Source organism: Nocardioides koreensis, from assembly GCF_039531775.1.
Classification (GTDB): Bacteria; Actinomycetota; Actinomycetes; order Propionibacteriales; family Nocardioidaceae; genus Nocardioides; species Nocardioides koreensis.
Genome location: NZ_BAAAQR010000006.1, coordinates 22,406 through 40,978, shown reverse-complemented (window position 1 = coordinate 40,978; position 18,573 = coordinate 22,406). Strand labels below are relative to the sequence as shown.

Genomic DNA, 18,573 nt, shown 5'->3' with positions numbered 1-18,573 from the left:
CTCACGGTAGTGGGTCGGCCGAGGGTCCCCAGGTGGGCCGCACCGCGGAGCGCGGCACGTCGTCCAGGGCGAGCGCGGCCCGGCGGTCCGGCGCGTGACCGCCGAGGTGCGCGGGGTACCACGGCGCGTGCTCGCCGTCACGGGGCCGGTGCTCCGGCAGCCGCTGCACCGACTCCAGCATCGCGGTCAGCGTGTGCCCCAGCGCCTCGGTCGCCGCGACCAGGTCGGCGTCCGGCGGCACCGTGGTGGGCGGGCCGAACCGTACGTCGACGGTGCGGCCGCGGCGCAGGTCCGGGCGCGGCCGGCGGCCGTCCCTGCCGACGGTGAAGATGCGCTGGCTGCCCCAGACCACGACCGGCACGACCGGCACCCCGGTCTCCCGGGCCAGCGCCGCCGCCCCCCGCATCAGCGCGCGCACGGTGAAGGAGTGCGAGATCCCGGCCTCGGGGAAGACGCAGACCGCCTCCCCCTCGGCGAGCAGCCGGCGGGCCCGGAGGTACGCCGCCGCCGGCGCCCGGCGGTCGACGGGGACGTGCCGCATCGAGTCCATGGCGCGGCGGACGAGCGGGACGTGCCACACGTCGTGCCGGCACATGAACCGCACCGCACGGTCGCGGGCGAGCGCGGCCTTCCCGACGAACAGGAAGTCGGGGTAGGACACGTGGACGCTGGCCAGCAGCACCGGCCCGGACACCGGCAGGTGGTGCTCCCCCGTCCACCGAGTGGTGACGCCGAGGACGCGCATCGCCAGCCGGCCCACCGCGATGGTGAGGCGGTACCAGAGGGACATCAGGCGAACGGCGGCCGGTGGTCGCGCGCGAGCGAACGGCGCCCGGCCCAGCGCCACACGCGCGCCGAGCGGTCCCGGTCCTCCTCGGTCACGAGGTTGCCCATCCAGCGCAGGGCCAGGGTCATCATCCAGTCCGAACGCATCCCGGCGGGGCCCAGCGTCGGCAGCAGCCGCGGCACCGTGACCAGGCCGGCCAGTCGCCGCGCGATCGAGAAGGACTCGCCGTAGTGGTCGCGCAGCAGCGCCGGCCACACGGTCGCGAGGTCGTCGTGCCCCTGCAGCGTCTCCGCGACCAGCCGGCCGGTCTCCAGGCCGTAGTCGATGCCCTCGCCGTTGAGCGGGTTCACGCACGCCGCCGCGTCGCCGATCAGCGCCCAGTTGGGTCCGGCGACGTTCGAGACCGCGCCGCCCATCGGCAGCAGCGCCGACGTGGGGGCCCGCAGGTCCCCGGACAGGCCGAACTCCTCGCGCCGCTCCTCGGCGTAGAAGGACATCAGCGGCTTGATCGCGACGTTCGCAGGCCGCTTCGCGGTCGCGAGCGTGCCGACGCCGAGGTTCACCTCCCCGGTCCCCAGCGGGAAGATCCAGCCGTACCCGGACAGGATCTCGCCGCTCGCCCCGCGCAGCTCGAGGTGCGAGCTGATCCAGGGGTCGTCGGACTGCTCAGAGGCCACGTAGGAGCGGCCGGCCACGCCGTACACGGTCTCGCGGTGCCACTCGCGGCCCAGCAGCTTGCCCAGCGGGGAGCGCACCCCGTCGGCCACGACGAGCCGCCGGCAGGCAACCTCGACGTGGGCGGTCCCGCCGGCACCGGCGCGCTCGAAGGTCACGCTCGCGACCCGGCCACCGTCCAGGTGCACGTCCACCGCCCGGGCGCCGTCGATCGCCTGGGCGCCGGCCTTGATTGCTGTGGTGCGCAGGTGGTCGTCCAGCTCGGTGCGGGCCACCGCGGATCCCCAGTCCGGCAATGAGCCGCCCGGCCACGGCAGCAGCAGCGTCTGCCCGAACCCGTGGGCGCGCAGCCCCCGGTTCACGGTGTGCGCGCGCAGCCAGTCCTCCAGGCCCAGCCGCTGCAGCTCCCCGATCGCCCGCGGCGTCAGCCCGTCCCCGCAGGTCTTGTCCCGGGGGAAGTCGGCCGAGTCCACGAGCAGCACGTCCAGCCCGGCCTTCGCCGCCCACGCGGCGGCGGCCGACCCCGCCGGCCCCGCCCCCACGACGAGCACGTCACAGGAGGACGGAACGACAGCACTGGTCACCCGCGAATTCTCGCAGGTCTCCCCAACGCAACCGCGCACGCCTCCGACTCGACACCCCGGCCGCTTCCCCACGACAGGCCGCGGCCGGCGCAACCGCCGGGAAATGACGAAACCCCCGCCACCCAGAAGAGGTGACGGGGTCCCGCCCGGGTCACGAGATGGATCTCGACGCACCAACGCCCGCCCACGCAAGCGTGGGCGGGCGTTGGCTTGCTCGATCTGGCTCCCGCAATCAGAGCTGATCGCTGACGCGATCAGTTCTGGTATGAGCCAAAGTCGAAGTCGTCCAGCGCGACGGCCTGACCGCTCCCGGTGTTGCCGAACTCGTAGTCGTACGAGTCGTAGCCGGTGACGGAGTAGGCCGCGGCACGCGCCTCCTCGGTCGGCTCCACCCGGATGTTGCGGTACCGCTCGAGGCCGGTACCCGCCGGGATCAGCTTTCCGATGATCACGTTCTCCTTCAGGCCGCGCAGCGAGTCCGAGCGACCGTGGATCGCCGCGTCGGTGAGGACGCGGGTGGTCTCCTGGAAGGAGGCCGCCGACAGCCACGACTCGGTCGCGAGCGACGCCTTGGTGATGCCCATGAGGACCGGGCGACCCGAGGCCGGCTTGCCGCCCTCGGAGACCACGCGACGGTTCTCCTCCTCGAACAGCACCCGGTCGACCAGGTCGGAGGGCAGCAGGTTGGTGTCGCCCGACTCGATGACCGTGATTCGGCGCAGCATCTGCCGCACGATGATCTCGATGTGCTTGTCGTGGATCGACACACCCTGCGACCGGTACACCGCCTGGACCTCGTCCACGAGGTGCTCCTGCGCCCGCCGGACACCCAGGATCCGCAGGACGTCCTGCGGGTCGGGGGTACCCGCGGTGAGGTGGTGGCCCACCTCGATGTGGTCGCCGTCGGCGACCATCAGGCGCGAGCGCTTGGAGACGGGGTACTCCTGGACCTCGGAGCCGTCGTCAGGAGTGACGAGGACCTTGCGGGCCTTGTCGGTCTCCTCGATCTCCACGCGGCCGGCGGCCTCGGAGATCGGCGTACGACCCTTGGGCGAGCGGGCCTCGAAGAGCTCGACCACGCGGGGCAGACCCTGCGTGATGTCGTCCGCGGAGGCCACACCACCGGTGTGGAAGGTACGCATCGTCAGCTGCGTGCCGGGCTCACCGATCGACTGGGCGGCGATGATGCCGACCGCCTCACCGATGTCGACGAGCTTGCCGGTGGCCAGCGAGCGGCCGTAGCACTTGGCGCAGGTACCGGTGCGGGCGTCACAGGTCAGCACGGAGCGGACCTTGACCTCCTCGATACCGGCGGCCACGAGCTCACCGATCTTCACGTCGCCGAGGTCCTCACCGGCACCGGCGAGCACCTCGCCGGTCTCCGGGTGGGTGACCTCGGTAGCCGCGGACCGGGCGTACGCCGCGGTCTCGGCGTTCTCGTGCTTGACGACGGTGCCGTCCTCACGACGCTCACCGATCCGCTTCGGCAGGCCACGCTCGGTGCCGCAGTCGTCCTCACGGATGATGACGTCCTGCGAGACGTCCACCAGACGACGGGTCAGGTAGCCCGAGTCGGCGGTACGCAGCGCCGTGTCGGCGAGACCCTTGCGGGCACCGTGGGTGGAGATGAAGTACTCCAGCACCGTGAGGCCCTCGCGGAAGTTCGCCTTGATCGGCCGCGGGATGATGTCGCCCTTCGGGTTCGCCACCAGACCACGCATGGCCGCGACCTGACGGATCTGCATCATGTTTCCGGACGCACCGGAGTCGACCATCATGTAGATCGGGTTCGACCGGTCGAAGGTGCCCTCCATGGCCTTGGCCACGTCGTTGGACGCCTGGGTCCAGATCTCGATGAGCTCCTGGCGACGCTCCTCGTCGGTGACCAGACCGCGCTCGAACTGCTTCTGCACCTTGGCGGCCTGGGCCTCGTAGCCCTCGAGGATCTTGGCCTTCTCCGGCGGCGTGGTGACGTCGTCGATCGAGACCGTGACGCCCGAGCGGGTCGCCCAGTGGAAGCCGGCGTCCTTGAGCGCGTCCAGCGACGCCGCGACCTCGACCTTGGTGTAGCGCTCGGCCAGGTCGTTGACGATCGCGCCCAGGGCCTTCTTGCCCACCTCGTAGTTCACGTACGGGTAGTTGGCCGGCAGGGTGTCGTTGAACAGCGATCGACCCAGCGTGGTCTCGAGGGTCAGGGACTGACCCTCCTCCCAGTCCTCGCCGAGCTCGAGCTCGAGCGGCGGGACGATGTCGTCGAGGCGCAGCCGGATCTTGCTCTGCAGCGTGATCTCGCCACGGTCGAACGCCATGATCGCCTCGGCCGGCGACGAGAACGCACGACCCTCGCCGGGCTCGCCCTCACGGTCGGTGGTGAGGAAGAACAGACCGATGATCATGTCCTGGGTCGGCATGGTCACGGGGCGACCGTCCGACGGCTTCAGGATGTTGTTCGTCGACAGCATCAGGATCCGGGCCTCGGCCTGCGCCTCCGCGGAGAGCGGCAGGTGGACAGCCATCTGGTCACCGTCGAAGTCGGCGTTGAACGCCGAGCAGACGAGCGGGTGGATCTGGATGGCCTTGCCCTCGATCAGCTGGGGCTCGAACGCCTGGATGCCGAGGCGGTGCAGCGTGGGTGCACGGTTCAGCAGCACCGGGTGCTCGGTGATGACCTCTTCGAGGACGTCCCACACCACGGCGTACCGGGCACCGGACGTCGCCCGCTCGACCATCCGCTTGGCGGACTTGATGTTCTGCGCGTGCGACAGGTCGACGAGGCGCTTCATCACGAACGGCTTGAACAGCTCCAGCGCCATCTGCTTGGGCAGACCGCACTGGTGCAGCTTGAGCTGCGGACCCGACACGATGACCGAACGGCCCGAGTAGTCCACGCGCTTGCCGAGCAGGTTCTGGCGGAAGCGACCCTGCTTGCCCTTGAGCATGTCGGACAGCGACTTCAGCGGCCGGTTGCCCGGGCCGGTGACCGGACGACCGCGACGGCCGTTGTCGAACAGCGAGTCGACGGCCTCCTGGAGCATCCGCTTCTCGTTGTTGACGATGATCTCGGGCGCGCCGAGGTCGAGCAGCCGCTTGAGGCGGTTGTTGCGGTTGATCACGCGGCGGTACAGGTCGTTGAGGTCGGAGGTCGCGAAGCGGCCACCGTCGAGCTGCACCATCGGACGCAGGTCCGGGGGGATGACCGGGACGGCGTCGAGCACCATGCCCTGCGGCTTGTTGCCGGTCTTGCGGAAGGCGTCGACGACCTTGAGGCGCTTGAGGGCGCGGACCTTGCGCTGGCCCTTGCCGTTGGCGATCGTGTCGCGCAGCGACTCGACCTCGGCCTCGACGTCGAAGTCCTCGAGGCGCCTCTGGATCGCCGTGGCGCCCATGTGGCCCTCGAAGTACTTTCCGAACCAGTTCTTCATCTCGCGGTAGAGCATCTCGTCGCCCATGAGGTCCTGGACCTTGAGGGACTTGAAGGTGTTCCACACCTCGTCGAGACGGTCGATCTCGCGCTGCGCACGGTCGCGGAGCTGCTTCATCTCGCGCTCGGCGCCGTCCTTGACCTTGCGACGCGCGTCGGCCTTGGCACCCTCGGCCTCCAGGGCCGCGAGGTCCTCCTCGAGCTTGCGGGCGCGGTCCTCGATGGAGCCGTCACGACGCTTCTCGAGGCGCTCGCGCTCGAGCTGCACCTTGCCCTCGAGCGAGGACAGGTCGCGGTGGCGGGCGTCCTCGTCGACGGCGGTGATCATGTACGCCGCGAAGTAGATGACCTTCTCGAGGTCCTTCGGCGCCAGGTCGAGCAGGTAGCCCAGGCGGCTCGGCACACCCTTGAAGTACCAGATGTGCGTGACCGGGGCGGCCAGCTCGATGTGGCCCATGCGCTCACGGCGCACCTTGGACCGGGTCACCTCGACGCCGCAGCGCTCGCAGATGATGCCCTTGAAGCGCACGCGCTTGTACTTGCCGCAGTAGCACTCCCAGTCCCGGGTGGGACCGAAGATCTTCTCGCAGAAGAGGCCGTCACGCTCGGGCTTGAGCGTGCGGTAGTTGATGGTCTCCGGCTTCTTGACCTCGCCGTGGCTCCAGGTGCGGATGTCGTCCGCGGTGGCCAGGCCGATCTGAAGCTGGTCGAAGAAGTTCACATCGAGCACGGTGGCTGTTGTCCTTCGTTAGTTCTGTGAATCAAGGCTGTGGACTGAGGTGGGGCGGCGCGCTCCGGAACCTGCCGGGCGCGCCGCCCGACTCCTCAGACTTCTTCGACGCTGCTGGGCTCGCGGCGGGAGAGATCGATGCCGAGCTCCTCGGCGGCGCGGAAGACGTCCTCCTCCGCGTCGCGCATCTCGATGGCCGAGCCGTCCTGCGACAGCACCTCCACGTTGAGGCAGAGCGACTGCATCTCCTTGACGAGCACCTTGAACGACTCGGGGATACCGGAGTCGGGGATGTTCTCGCCCTTCACGATGGCCTCGTAGACCTTGACGCGACCGGGCACGTCGTCGGACTTGATCGTGAGCAGCTCCTGCAGGGCGTAGGCGGCGCCGTACGCCTCCATCGCCCAGACCTCCATCTCACCGAACCGCTGGCCACCGAACTGGGCCTTACCGCCCAGCGGCTGCTGCGTGATCATCGAGTAGGGGCCGGTGCTGCGCGCGTGGATCTTGTCGTCCACGAGGTGGTGCAGCTTGAGGATGTACATGTAGCCGACCGACACCGGGTCCGGGAACGGCTCGCCGGAGCGGCCGTCGAACAGGTTCGCCTTGCCGGTCTCGTCGATCATCCGCACGCCGTCGCGGTTGGGGATCGTCGCACCGAGCAGGCCGGTGATCTCGTCCTCACGCGCACCGTCGAAGACCGGCGTGGCGACCTTGGTGTTCGCCTCGGCCTTGTCCGCGTGGATCTTGATCAGGCGCTGCTTCCAGTCGGCGTCGTTCTTGTCGTCCGACAGGTCGAGGTCCCAACCCTGCTTGGCGAGCCAGCCCAGGTGGAGCTCGAGGATCTGGCCGATGTTCATACGACGCGGGACACCGAGCGGGTTGAGCACGACGTCGACCGGGGTGCCGTCCTCCATGAACGGCATGTCCTCGATCGGCAGGATCTTCGCGATGACGCCCTTGTTGCCGTGACGGCCGGCGAGCTTGTCACCCACGGAGATCTTGCGCTTCTGCGCGACGTACACGCGGACCAGCTGGTTGACGCCCGGAGGAAGCTCGTCGCCCTCCTCGCGGTCGAAGACGCGGACGCCGATGACCGTGCCGGACTCACCGTGCGGCACCTTCATCGAGGTGTCGCGGACCTCGCGCGCCTTCTCACCGAAGATCGCGCGGAGCAGCCGCTCCTCGGGGGTCAGCTCGGTCTCACCCTTGGGCGTGACCTTGCCGACCAGGATGTCACCGGTGGTGACCTCGGCGCCGATGCGGATGATGCCGCGCTCGTCGAGGTCGGCCAGCATCTCCTCGGAGACGTTCGGGATGTCCCTGGTGATCTCCTCGGGGCCGAGCTTGGTGTCGCGGGCGTCGACCTCGTGCTCCTCGATGTGGATCGAGGTGAGGACGTCCTCCTGCACCAGGCGCTGGCTGAGGATGATCGCGTCCTCGTAGTTGTGGCCCTGCCACGGCATGAACGCCACGAGCAGGTTGGTGCCCAGCGCCATCTCGGCGTCGTCGGTGCACGGGCCGTCCGCGATCGGCGAGCCGACCTCGAGACGGTCACCCTCGCTCACCAGCGGACGCTGGTTGATGCAGGTGCCCTGGTTGGAGCGGCGGAACTTCGCCAGCTTGTACGTCGAGTAGGTGCCGTCGTCGTTCATCGTCTCGACGATCTCGGCGGACACCTCCTTGACCACACCGGCCTTCGTCGCGGTGACGACGTCACCGGCGTCGACCGCGGCGCGGTACTCCATGCCGGTGCCGACCAGCGGCGAGTCGCTCGTGATGAGCGGCACGGCCTGGCGCTGCATGTTGGCACCCATGAGCGCGCGGTTGGCGTCGTCGTGCTCGAGGAAGGGGATCAGGGCGGTCGCGACCGACACCATCTGGCGCGGCGAGACGTCCATGTAGTCGACCTCGTCGGCCAGGATCTCGGAGACCTCGCCGTCGCGCTGGCGGACCAGCACCCGCTCCTCGGCGAAGCGACCCTTCTCGTCGAGCACGGCGTTCGCCTGCGCGATGACGTGACGGTCCTCGTCGTCGGCGGTGAGGTACTCGACCTGGTCGGTGACGACACCCTTGACCACCTTGCGGTAGGGGGTCTCGACGAAGCCGAACGGGTTGATCCGCCCGTAGGAGGCGAGCGAGCCGATCAGACCGATGTTCGGGCCTTCCGGCGTCTCGATCGGGCACATGCGGCCGTAGTGCGACGGATGGACGTCGCGGACCTCCATGCCGGCGCGGTCACGGGACAGACCACCGGGGCCGAGCGCCGAGAGGCGACGCTTGTGCGTCAGGCCGGCGATCGGGTTGGTCTGGTCCATGAACTGCGAGAGCTGCGAGGTGCCGAAGAACTCCTTCAGCGCCGCGACCACGGGACGGATGTTGATCAGGGACTGCGGCGTGATCGCCTCGACGTCCTGGGTCGTCATCCGCTCGCGGACCACGCGCTCCATGCGGGCCAGGCCGGTGCGGAGCTGGTTCTGGATCAGCTCGCCGACGGTGCGCATGCGGCGGTTGCCGAAGTGGTCGATGTCGTCGGCGGCGATGTCGAGGGTGCCCTGCGGCATCTCGAGCTGCTCGCGGCCGTCGTGCAGCGCGACGATGTACTTGATCGCGGCGACCACGTCGTCGATGGTCAAGGTCTGCTGGTCGAACGCCTCGAGGAGGCCCAGCTTCTTGTTGATCTTGTAGCGGCCGACCTTGGCGAGGTCGTAACGCTTCGGGTTGAAGTAGTAGTTGTTCAGCAGCGTCTGCGCGGCCTCACGCGTGGGCGGTTCGCCCGGGCGCAGCTTGCGGTAGATGTCGAGCAGCGCGTCGTCCTGGCCCTGGGTGTGGTCCTTCTCCAGGGTCAGCATCATCGACTCGTACTCGCCGAACTCCTCGCGGATCTGCTCGTTGGTCCACCCGAGGGCCTTGAGCAGCACCGTGACGTTCTGCTTGCGCTTGCGGTCGAGACGGACGCCGACCAGGTCGCGCTTGTCGATCTCGAACTCGAGCCACGCGCCGCGCGAGGGGATCAGCTTCGCGGTGTAGATGTCCTTGTCGGACGTCTTGTCCGCGGAGCGCTCGAAGTAGACGCCGGGCGACCGGACCAGCTGCGACACGACGACGCGCTCGGTGCCGTTGATGATGAAGGTGCCCTTGTCGGTCATGAGCGGGAAGTCGCCCATGAAGACCGTCTGGCCCTTGATCTCACCGGTGTCGTTGTTGGTGAACTCCGCCGAGACGTAGAGGGGGGCGGAGTAGGTGAAGTCCTTCTCCTTGCACTCGTCCACGGTGTACTTCGGGTCGTAGAAGACCGGGTTCTCGAACGAGAGGGACATGGTCTCGGAGAAGTCCTCGATCGGCGAGATCTCCTCGAAGATCTCCTGGAGACCGGACTTGCGGGAGACGTCCTCACCCTCGGCGATCCGACGCTCGACGGCGTCGTTCCACGCCTCGTTGCCGACCAGCCAGTCGAAGCTGTTGGTCTGCAGGGAGAGGAGCTGGGGAACCTCGAGAGGTTCTGTGATCTTTGCGAAAGAGATGCGGCGGTGGCCAGTGGAATTCGTACGGGCGGGGGTGGTGCGCGCGGCCAAGAGGTGTCCTTCGACGGGTTCGCTCTCATGGATGGCGCCGGCCCACCACTAAATCAGCCACCGGGCAGGCGATTCGCATTTGAGGGCAGGCGCAAAGCGCAACGATACCTGAACGGGGGGCGCGCCACAAGACCGGCGAGCCACGCGGGCGAGACGTTGACGAAGATGATGCGCCGCGCGGCCCGCTTGGTCAAGTGTCCGCGCCGGGGCGCTCAGTCGCAGTGACCGTTCGGCGTGGTGATCAGGCAGTCCACCAGCCAGTCCCCGTCCACCTTCTCCATCTGCACGCGCACCTGGTTCTTGTAGACGACGGGGGTCTTGTGCTGCTTGTTGGTCGTCGGCTGGTCCACGAAGAGCAGCACCTCCACCCGGTCCGAGCCGGACCGCACGATGCCCGAGGACACCACCTTCCCGGTGACCACGGTCCGGATGCCCGGGGCGTTCTGCTTGACCACCGCGAACAGCTTGTCGTAGTCGTCGCGGTAGCCGGAGGTCATGTACGACTCCGCCGCCGCCTGGTCCTCGTCGAGGTGCCGGTAGTCGTAGGACAGGATCGGACCGATGGCACGCTCGGCGGCGCCCTGGGCGGCCCGGGTGGACTCCTGCACCGCGGCGTCGGAGGGCACCTCGAACCACAGCCAGGCCGCGACCCCCACCGAGGCCGCGGTCAGCACGGCCAGCACCGCGAGGGCCCAGCCGGGGACGCCCCGGCGGGTGCGGTCCTGGAGGCTGTGGTCCTCGTGGGTGACCGGAGTGGCCGACGGGGCCGGTGTGGCCTCCTTCGGCTTCCGCGACCGGTGGAGGCGGCCGACCAGCCCGCCGGCAGCGCCGGCCCCGGGCGCCGTCGCGGCAGCGACGGGCCCCTCCTCGTCGGTCGGCTGCGACGCCAGCTCCGCGTCGTGCTGCGCCCGACGCTTCGGGTCGAGCAGCACCTCGGCGGCCTGGTTGTAGACCCGGAACCTGCGGTCGGTGGGGTCGAGGTCGACGATGGCGGCCTTCCAGGCGGCCCGGATCTCCGCCTCGGAGGCGTCGGGGGCGACGTCGAGGAGGTCGTACCAGCTGGGCGTCACTGTGCCTCTCCCGTCACGGGGGTGAAGTCGTCCACGAGCCACTTCCCGTCGGTCTTGACCAGCGACACCGAGATCCGGAACGGGATCGGCTCCTGCCGGCCGCCCTTCTGGTAGCTGTCGGTGAACGTCCCGGCCACCAGCGCGGTCGCCGAGTCGCTGTCGATCGTGGAGACTCCGGTGGCGAAGACGTCGGCGGTGCGCGAGACGCCGGCCTGGGCGACGAGCTGCTCGGCGGTGCCGGCCTGCTTCTCGAACGAGGTCGCGAACTTCGGGGTGATGACCCCCTCGACCCGGCTCCGGTACTCCGGCATCTGCCCCTTGTCGTCGAGCAGGTCGGGTCCGTAGGTGCCCATCCGGAGCATGAACTGGTCGGTCTGGGCCATCACGGACTCCCGCTCACGCTGGACGTCGTCGGCCTCGCCGCGACGGCCGGCGAGCAGCCAGATGAGGGTGCCGCAGGACGCGAGCAGGACGACGACGAGCACGCCGAGGACGACGACCCGGAAGGTCGCGGATCCGGAATGCTCCCCCGTGGAGGACTCCGTCGTCACCGAGTGGACCGATGAGTCGGAATCGCTGCTGCTCGTCACTCCTGCGTCTTGATCAGGGGCTGGAGGAACAGCCACTTCCACGACTCCTCTCCAAGGGTTGCTGGGGCCGGCGTGCCGGGCGAACCGAGAGCCGGGTCAACCTTGCCACCCCACGACAACTTGCCCGTCGCGGGGTCGTACGACGCCACCACGGGTGCGCGGTAGCTCGGCCCCGCGGGCGCGCGGTAGGCCGCGCCCGCCCGGGGGGCGTTCTGCGCGCCTCGAGCGTTGCTGACCGACGGCGGCTCGGCACAGTGCGCCTGCTCGTTCATCGGCGCGTTGCTGCCGTCCTGCGGCGGCCGGGTGTTGGTGCTCTCGTAGCCCCGCTCACAGACCTTCGGGTCCTGGGTCAGGATCAGCCCGAAGTGGGCGTCGTAGAGACCGGTGTCCGGGGACTTCGACACGACCGTGAAGCCACCCTCGACGACGTAGGGGTAGATCACCAGGATCTGCGCGATGCCGTCGAGGTGCTTGACCACGACGTCGCCGGTCGTGACCAGGTTGTTGATCAGCTCGCCGAGCTCGACCTGGTTGTCCTCGAGGAAGGTGCGCAGCTGGGTCGCCGTGGCCGAGCCGTTGTCGATGACCGCGCGCAGCGACTTGTCCGAGCCGGCGAGCGTGCCGCTGAACAGCGACAGGTCGCGAGCGAAGGTCCGGATCGCGCTGGCCGAGGCGATCTGGCCGTGCAGCACCGTGTTGCTGTCCTGGATCAGGGCCTTGGTGACGTCGAAGTTCTGGTTGGCCGACTGGATGAAGGAGTTGCCGGTGTCGATGATCTGCTGCAGGTCCTTGCCGGTGCCGCCGAAGGCCTTGCCCAGCTCGGTGACGCTGGTGCGCAGCGACTTCTTGTCCACCGACTCCACCGTGTTGGTGATGTCGCCGAGCAGCTTCTCGGTGGCGATGGGCGTGCGGGTGTCGTCGGCGGCGATCTGCGAGCTGTCGTCGAGGTACGGCGCGGTGTCGACCTGCGGCTGCAGCTCGACGTACTGCTCCCCGACCGCCGACCTGTTGCCGACCACCGCGAGCGTGTCCGCGGGGATGGAGTCGTAGGACTTGTCGATGTCGAGGTAGACGTCGACGCCCTCGTCGGTGAGCTGGAGCTTCCCGACCTGGCCGATGCGCACGCCGCGGTAGGACACCTCTCCGCCGGCGAAGATGCCGCCGGAGTCCTTGAAGTGGGCGACCACGGTGTAGGAGTCGTCGAAGATCAGCCGGTCGAGGCGGGCGTAGCGCGCACCGACGTAGCTCACGCCCAGCAGGGTGATCAGGACGAACACCATCAGCTGGATCTTGGTGCGGCGCGTGATCATCGGACCACCATCCCGGGGACGAGGAGGCTGACGAGGGACGGGTCGTAGAGCTTCATCAGCTGCCTCATCGTGGGGCCCTGCGCCGACCAGTGCTGCGTGGGACCGAACCCGGCGCGGGGGACGCCCGGGACCGAGGGCAGGCTCGTCGGCAGGCCGCCCCCACCGGAGGGAGTGGGCGCACCCGGCAGCGCATTGACGTACTCGCAGATGGGCTTGTTCTTGTTCTGCTGCTTCGCGCACTCCTCACGGAGCTTCGCCAGCGACTCGACGTTCTTGAGCACCTTTTGGCACGGCTTGCTGGCGACCTTGCCGTTCTGGAGGCACTTGGTGACGTTGTCGAGGATCACCGTGGGGTCCAGGTCCGACGGCAGCGCCGTCGGCAGGCCGGTCGAGCCGCCGCCGTCGCCCGTGGCCGAGAAGTCCATCTCGATCGAGAGGTTGGTGTAGTCGCCCATGTGCAGGTTGCGGGCCACCTGCGGGTCGCGGCCGACGACCTCGTCGACGAACGGGTAGGTGAGGAAGACGTTGAAGGACTTCACGAAGTCGTCGCCGGAGTTCGCGAGCTCGGTCAGCACCGGGTCGAGCTGACGGACCGACTCGATCGTGGAGTCCTTCGACGCCTCGATCACCCGCACCCCGACGTCACCGAGGCGGTCGAGCGCCTGCAGCATCCGGACCAGGTCACCGCGCTGCTTGTCCAGCGAGGTGAGCGCGCCGGGCAGCTCCTCGAGGGCGGCGTCGATGCTGCCCTCCTGCTTGCGCACCGACACCGCGAGGGAGTTCAGCGAGTCGATGGCGTGGACGATGTCCGCCTTGTTCTCGTCCAGCTGCGTCATCAGGGTCCTGACCTGGGTCAGCACCGACCTGGCGGAGTCCTCGCGGCCCTCGAGCGCGAGGTTGAGCTCATGCGCGATCGTCTTCAGCTGCGCCACGCCACCGCCGTTGAGCAGCAGGCTCAGCGCGCCGAGGACCTCCTCGACCTCGGGGTTGCGCCCCGAGTGGTCGAGGTCGATCACGTCGCCGTTGCCGAGCGTGCCGTCGGAACCCTCCGTGGGCGGGGCGAGCGACACGAACTTCTCGCCCAGCAGGCTGGTCTGCCGGATGGTCGCCTCGGTGTTGTCGGGCAGCTCGGTGTCCCCGCGCAGCTCGATGGTCACGTCGGCGGTGTAGCCCTTCAGCTCGATGTCGGTGACCTGCCCGACGCTGACGTCGTTGACCTTGACGGTCGACTTGGGGACCAGGTCGAGGACGTCGCGGAACATGACGTGCACCGTGATCGGGTTGTCACCGACGTCGGTGCCGCCGGGCAGCGGCAGCTTGTAGACGTCGAAGTCGCAGCCGGTCAGCAGCAGCGAGCCCGCCAGCGGCAGGACAAGCGCCTTCAGCATCGTCGTCACGCGGCTCATCGCTGCACCTCCACCAGGCCACCGAGGGTGGGGTCGTAGACGTCGTGCGGTGCCGACCGGGCCCCCTGGCCGAACGTGCCGGTCCGGGGGTACGACTGCGAGATCGCGTCGCACGCCTGTCCGCTGGTGTCGGCCTGGGAGACCAGCGAGCACAGGAACGCCGCCGGGTCGTTCGAGATCTGGTTGCCGAGCTCGCCCTGGTTGGACCGGGTGTCGAGCGTCCCTGCCTGCGGGTTGTAGGTCAGGGCGAGGTTGTTCAGCGCCAGCGGCGCGTCCTGGAGGACCTCGTCGAGCGCGCCGCGCTGCTTGACCAGCACCTTGGCGACCCGGTTGAGCCCGGTGATGTTCCGGCCGAGGATCTCGCGGTTGTCGCGCACGAAGGTCGACACCTGGCCCATCGCCGTCGCGAGGTTCTTCAGCGACGCGGCCAGCTCCTGGCGCTCGCCCGAGAGCATCGAGGAGACGTCGGCGAGCGACTGGTTGAACTGGCGGACCGTCTTGTCGTTCTTGGCCAGCGTCCCGATGAAGCCCTCGAGCTCGCGGGCCGAGCCGAAGAGCTCGTCCTTGTTGTCGTCGAGGGTGGCGCTCAGCTTGCCGAAGTCCTCGATCGTCTGGTGGAACTGCGCTCCCTGGCCGCCGAAGTTCTTCGCGGTCGACTCCAGCAGGTCGGTGAGGGCACCCTTGCGGTTCGCGCCGGTGGGGCCGAGCGCCACGGTCAGGTCGTCCATGGACGAGTAGATCTGGTCGAGCTCGAGCGGCACCGCCGTACGGTCCTGGTCGAGCACCGTCCCGTCGGAGATCACGTCGTCGCCCTGCTCGTAGGTGGGCGTCAGCTGCACGAAGCGGTCACCCACGATCGAGGGCGCGATGATGACGGCCTTGGCGTCGGCCGGGATCTTCACCTCGGGGTCGTAGGACATCGTGACCACGACGTCGGTGCCGGACGGCGTCACCTTGTCGACCTGACCGATCGGGACGCCGAGCACCCGCACGTCGCTCCCCTCGTAGATCGAGATGGTGCGCGGGAACTTGGCCACGAGCGTCTTCTGGTCCCCGCCGCGGAACATGGTCAGCGCCGCGGCCGCGACGAGGGCCACGATGACCGCCGGGACGATGAGCTTCTTCAGGGTCGTCATGTCAGCCCACCTGCGGAACCGGGGGAAGGTTCTGGATGTAGGTGTCGAACCACGGTCCGTCACCGAGCGTGTTGGCGAAGACCCGGTAGAACGGCGCCATCAGGCGCAGGCTGTTGTCGAGGTTGTCCTCGTTCTTGTTCAGCACGGCGACGACGGACTCCAGGTGGGTCAGGGCGGGCTTGAGGTCAGCTCGGCTCTGCTTCACCAGCGCGGTCAGCTCCTTGGAGAGGGTGGACGTCGAGACCAGGAGGTTGTGCACCGCCTGGCGGCGCTCGACCAGCGCCCGGAAGAGGACGTCGGAGTCCTTCATCAGCCCGACGATGTCCTGGTCGCGGTCGTCGAGGACGCTGGAGACACGCTTGAGGTTCTTCAGCAGGGAGTTGATCTGGTCGTCGCGGGCGGCGATGTTCGAGGAGAGCCGCGAGACGCCGTCCAGCGCGTGGCGGAACTCCTCGGGCGTGTTCCGCGTCAGGTCGGCGAGGGTGGTCAGCGACTTGGCGAGCTGGTCGGTGTCGATCTGCTCGGAGGTCTCGCCGAGGCCGGAGAACGCGTCGATCACGTCGTACGGCGAGCTGGTGCGGTCGACGGGGATCTCGGTGCCCTCCGCGAGCTGGCCGGACCCCGACGGCTCGAGGGAGAGGTACATGGCCCCGAGCAGCGTCTTGACCTTGATCGCGGCGTGGGTCTGGTCGCCGAAGTCGGCACCGCTGTCGACCCGGAAGGTGACCTTCACGTGGTCGCCCTCGAGCTCGACGCTCTCGACCTTGCCCACCCGGACGCCGGCGATGCGCACCTCGTCGTTGGCCTTGAGGCCGCCGGACTCGGAGAACGCGGCGTAGTAGGTGTCGCCGCCGCCGATCAGCGGCAGGTCCTGGGCCCGGAAGGCGGCCAGGATCATCACGGCGATGACGGCGAGGCTGACGGCACCCACGATGACGGGGTTGCGCTCGCGGAACGGGACGCTCATCACTGGTTCCCCCCGAGGTCGCACCGGTCGGACTGGGTGTTGTAGTCCACCGGGAGGGACTGGCCACCGGGCAGCCGGACGCGGCCCTCGAAGTGGCAGAGGTAGAAGTTGAACCAGGAACCGTAGATCGCGGTCCGGCCCACCTTGTTGAGCTTGATCGGCAGCACCTGCAGCGCCCGGTCGAGCTCGCTCTTGTTGGCGTCGAGGGTGCCCGCCACCGACCGCAGCTGCTTGATGTCGTCGACGAACGGCTCGCGGATGCCGGAGACGAGGTCGGCGGTCTGCACCGAGAGCTGCGAGATCTGGTCCAGCGAGCCCAGGATCGCCTCGCGGTCGTCCTTGAGGCCACCGACGAAGGTGCGGTACGTCTGGATCAGCTGGGTGAGCTGGTCGTCCCGGTCACCGATGTGGTCCAGCACCTCGTTGAGGTTGTCGATCAGGCTGCCGATCACCTTGTCGCGGTCGGCGAGCGTGGACGTCACCGAGGCGGTGTGCGAGAGCAGTCCCTCGAGCGTGCCGCCCTCGCCCTGGAAGACCTGGACGATCTCGTAGGACAGCTTGTTGATGTCCGCCGGTGAGAGCGCCTGGAACAGCGGCTTGAAGCCGTTGAACAGCACGGTCAGGTCGAGCGCCGGCGAGGTCTGCGCGACCGGGATCGTGGCCCCCTCGGGCAGGGTCCCCGCGTCGCCGATCTCCTGGGTGAGCGAGATGTACCGCTGGCCCACGAGGTTGCGGTAGCGGATGTTGGCGTGGGTCGCCTTGCTCAGGGCGGTGTCGTCCTGGACGCTGAAGGTCACCATCGCCCGGGTGCGGTCGACGATCTCGATGTCCTTGACCGTGCCGACCTTGACGCCCGCGATCCGGACGTCGTCGCCCTTGACGACGCCGGTGGCGTCGACGAACTCGGCCTGGTACTCCTTGCTGCCGCCGAAGCTCAGGTTGCCGATGGTGATCACCAGGACGCCCGTGGCCAACGTGGTGACCACGATGAAGATCAGGAGCTTGGTGAGGTCCGAGGCGGTGCGCTTGTCGAGCATCTTCATCGCAGCGACACCTCCGCCCCTCGGGCCATGGGTCCCAGGAGCAGGACACCGAGGTCGGGCACGTCGTCGGCGGTCATGCCGAGCGAGGGTGCGAGCAGCGACTTGAGCAAGGCCGACTCCTGGCGGCTGCCGGTGAGGCCGGCGCGGTAGTAGCTGGGGGCGACCCTGCTGGTCCCCTTGCCGGTGGGTTCGTCCACACCGTCGTTGAAGTCCGGCTGGTGCCGCACCGGGTTGGACTGCGACCAGGGCGGGTTGGGCAGGTGCAGGCAGTTCGGCCCGCGGTCCTCGCCGTAGCGCGGCACGTCCTGCGCGCCGTAGCCGCGCGGCTGGTTCGGCAGCGTCTCCAGCACGATGTGCAGGGTGAAGCCGCGGAACGCCTCGGCCTGGAGCTTGCCGGCGTTCACGATGCCCTTGGTCAGGCAGGGGAACTCGGGGGCGTACTTGGCGAAGACGCGCAGCTGCTCGGCCCCCACCTTGCTCAGCCGGATCAGGTTGTCGCCGTTGTCCTGGAGGAAGCCGGTGGCGGTGTTCGAGAAGCCGGTCACGTCGGTGAAGAGGGCGTTGAGCTTGGCCTGCCGGTCCTTCAGGGTGCCGGTGGTCTTGACGGTGTTGCGCAGGATGTCCGCGATCTGCGGCATCACCGAGGCATAGGTGTCCGAGACGTCCGCGGTCAGGCGCAGGTCCTCGACGATGGCCGGGATCTGCGGATTGATCCGCTTGAGGTAGCTGTCGACGGTCTCGAGGTTCTCGCCGATCTGCTCGCCCCGGCCCTCGAGGGCGGTGGCCAGCGCGTTGAGCGTCTGGTTGATCGCGGCCGGCTGCACGGTGCGCAGCAGCGGATAGAGGTCGGAGAGGACCTTCTCGACCTCGGTCGCGACCTGGGTCCGGTCGATCGTCGCCCCGGCCTCGATGTGGTCGGCGTCCGCGTCGTCCGGCACCACCAGGGAGACGTACTTCTCACCGAAGAGCGTCTTGGGCACGATCGCGCCGGTCACGTTGGCGGGAATCGTGTCGATCTTGTCGGGGTAGAGGCCCAGCGTGAGCTCGGCGCCCTCGGCGTTGCTGTCGAAGGCGAGCACCTCCCCCACGATCACGCCGCGGATCTTCACGTCGGCACGCGCGGGCAGCTGCAGCCCGATCGTCGAGGTCTGCAGCTTCACCTCGTCGTAGTCGACGAACTTCTTGCTGAAGATCCCGTAGGTCAGGTAGACGCCGGCGAGCAGCAGGCACAGGAAGACCAGGCCCAGGACCTTGAAGTTCTGCAGGATTCTCACGTCTG

The 18,573-nt window shown here is 68.6% G+C and carries 12 protein-coding genes; all 12 read right to left on the bottom strand.

Features of this window, described 5'->3' with window-relative positions:
- Position 1 precedes the first annotated feature (1 nt).
- The 12 genes from ABD268_RS11180 to ABD268_RS11125 all read right to left on the bottom strand — a co-directional run bounded on the left by ABD268_RS11180 (position 2) and on the right by ABD268_RS11125 (position 18,568).
- Complete coding sequence (locus ABD268_RS11180) at positions 2-790, bottom strand: lysophospholipid acyltransferase family protein (protein WP_344151564.1); 789 nt, start codon at positions 788-790, stop codon at positions 2-4.
- Positions 790-2,046, bottom strand: coding sequence for a geranylgeranyl reductase family protein (locus ABD268_RS11175; protein WP_344151561.1), 1,257 nt, complete (start codon positions 2,044-2,046; stop codon positions 790-792). The genes ABD268_RS11180 and ABD268_RS11175 overlap by 1 nt, the downstream gene beginning before the upstream one ends.
- Positions 2,047-2,300: 254 nt before the next feature.
- Positions 2,301-6,197 carry a DNA-directed RNA polymerase subunit beta' gene (locus ABD268_RS11170; protein ID WP_344151558.1) on the bottom strand — a complete coding sequence of 1,299 codons (3,897 nt, stop codon included), beginning with the start codon at positions 6,195-6,197 and terminating at the stop codon, positions 2,301-2,303.
- A gap of 95 nt (positions 6,198-6,292) precedes the next feature.
- The gene (gene rpoB, locus ABD268_RS11165; protein WP_344151555.1) at positions 6,293-9,772 is read right to left on the bottom strand and encodes a DNA-directed RNA polymerase subunit beta; all 3,480 of its coding nucleotides are present in this window, start codon (positions 9,770-9,772) and stop codon (positions 6,293-6,295) included.
- A 212-nt stretch (positions 9,773-9,984) separates the two neighbouring features.
- A complete protein-coding gene (locus tag ABD268_RS11160) occupies positions 9,985-10,842 on the bottom strand; it encodes a J domain-containing protein (RefSeq protein ID WP_344151552.1) in 858 nt (285 codons plus the stop codon).
- Complete coding sequence (locus ABD268_RS11155) at positions 10,839-11,393, bottom strand: hypothetical protein (RefSeq protein WP_344151549.1); 555 nt, start codon at positions 11,391-11,393, stop codon at positions 10,839-10,841. The genes ABD268_RS11160 and ABD268_RS11155 overlap by 4 nt, the downstream gene beginning before the upstream one ends.
- Positions 11,394-11,428: 35 nt before the next feature.
- A complete protein-coding gene (locus tag ABD268_RS11150; RefSeq protein ID WP_344151546.1) occupies positions 11,429-12,742 on the bottom strand; it encodes an MlaD family protein in 1,314 nt (437 codons plus the stop codon).
- On the bottom strand, positions 12,739-14,148 hold the full coding sequence (locus tag ABD268_RS11145) for an MCE family protein (protein WP_344151543.1): 1,410 nt from the start codon (positions 14,146-14,148) through the stop codon (positions 12,739-12,741). Before ABD268_RS11145 ends, ABD268_RS11150 begins: the two co-directional genes overlap by 4 nt.
- Positions 14,145-15,284: an MCE family protein gene (locus tag ABD268_RS11140; RefSeq protein WP_344151540.1), complete on the bottom strand. Its 1,140-nt coding sequence runs from the start codon at positions 15,282-15,284 to the stop codon at positions 14,145-14,147. Before ABD268_RS11140 ends, ABD268_RS11145 begins: the two co-directional genes overlap by 4 nt.
- Before the next feature lies 1 nt (position 15,285).
- Positions 15,286-16,251, bottom strand: coding sequence for an MCE family protein (locus ABD268_RS11135; protein ID WP_344151537.1), 966 nt, complete (start codon positions 16,249-16,251; stop codon positions 15,286-15,288).
- Positions 16,251-17,294, bottom strand: coding sequence for an MCE family protein (locus ABD268_RS11130; protein ID WP_344151534.1), 1,044 nt, complete (start codon positions 17,292-17,294; stop codon positions 16,251-16,253). Before ABD268_RS11130 ends, ABD268_RS11135 begins: the two co-directional genes overlap by 1 nt.
- Positions 17,291-18,568, bottom strand: a complete 1,278-nt coding sequence (locus ABD268_RS11125; RefSeq protein ID WP_344151531.1) for an MCE family protein — start codon at positions 18,566-18,568, stop codon at positions 17,291-17,293. Before ABD268_RS11125 ends, ABD268_RS11130 begins: the two co-directional genes overlap by 4 nt.
- Between the last annotated feature and the right edge of the window lie 5 nt (positions 18,569-18,573).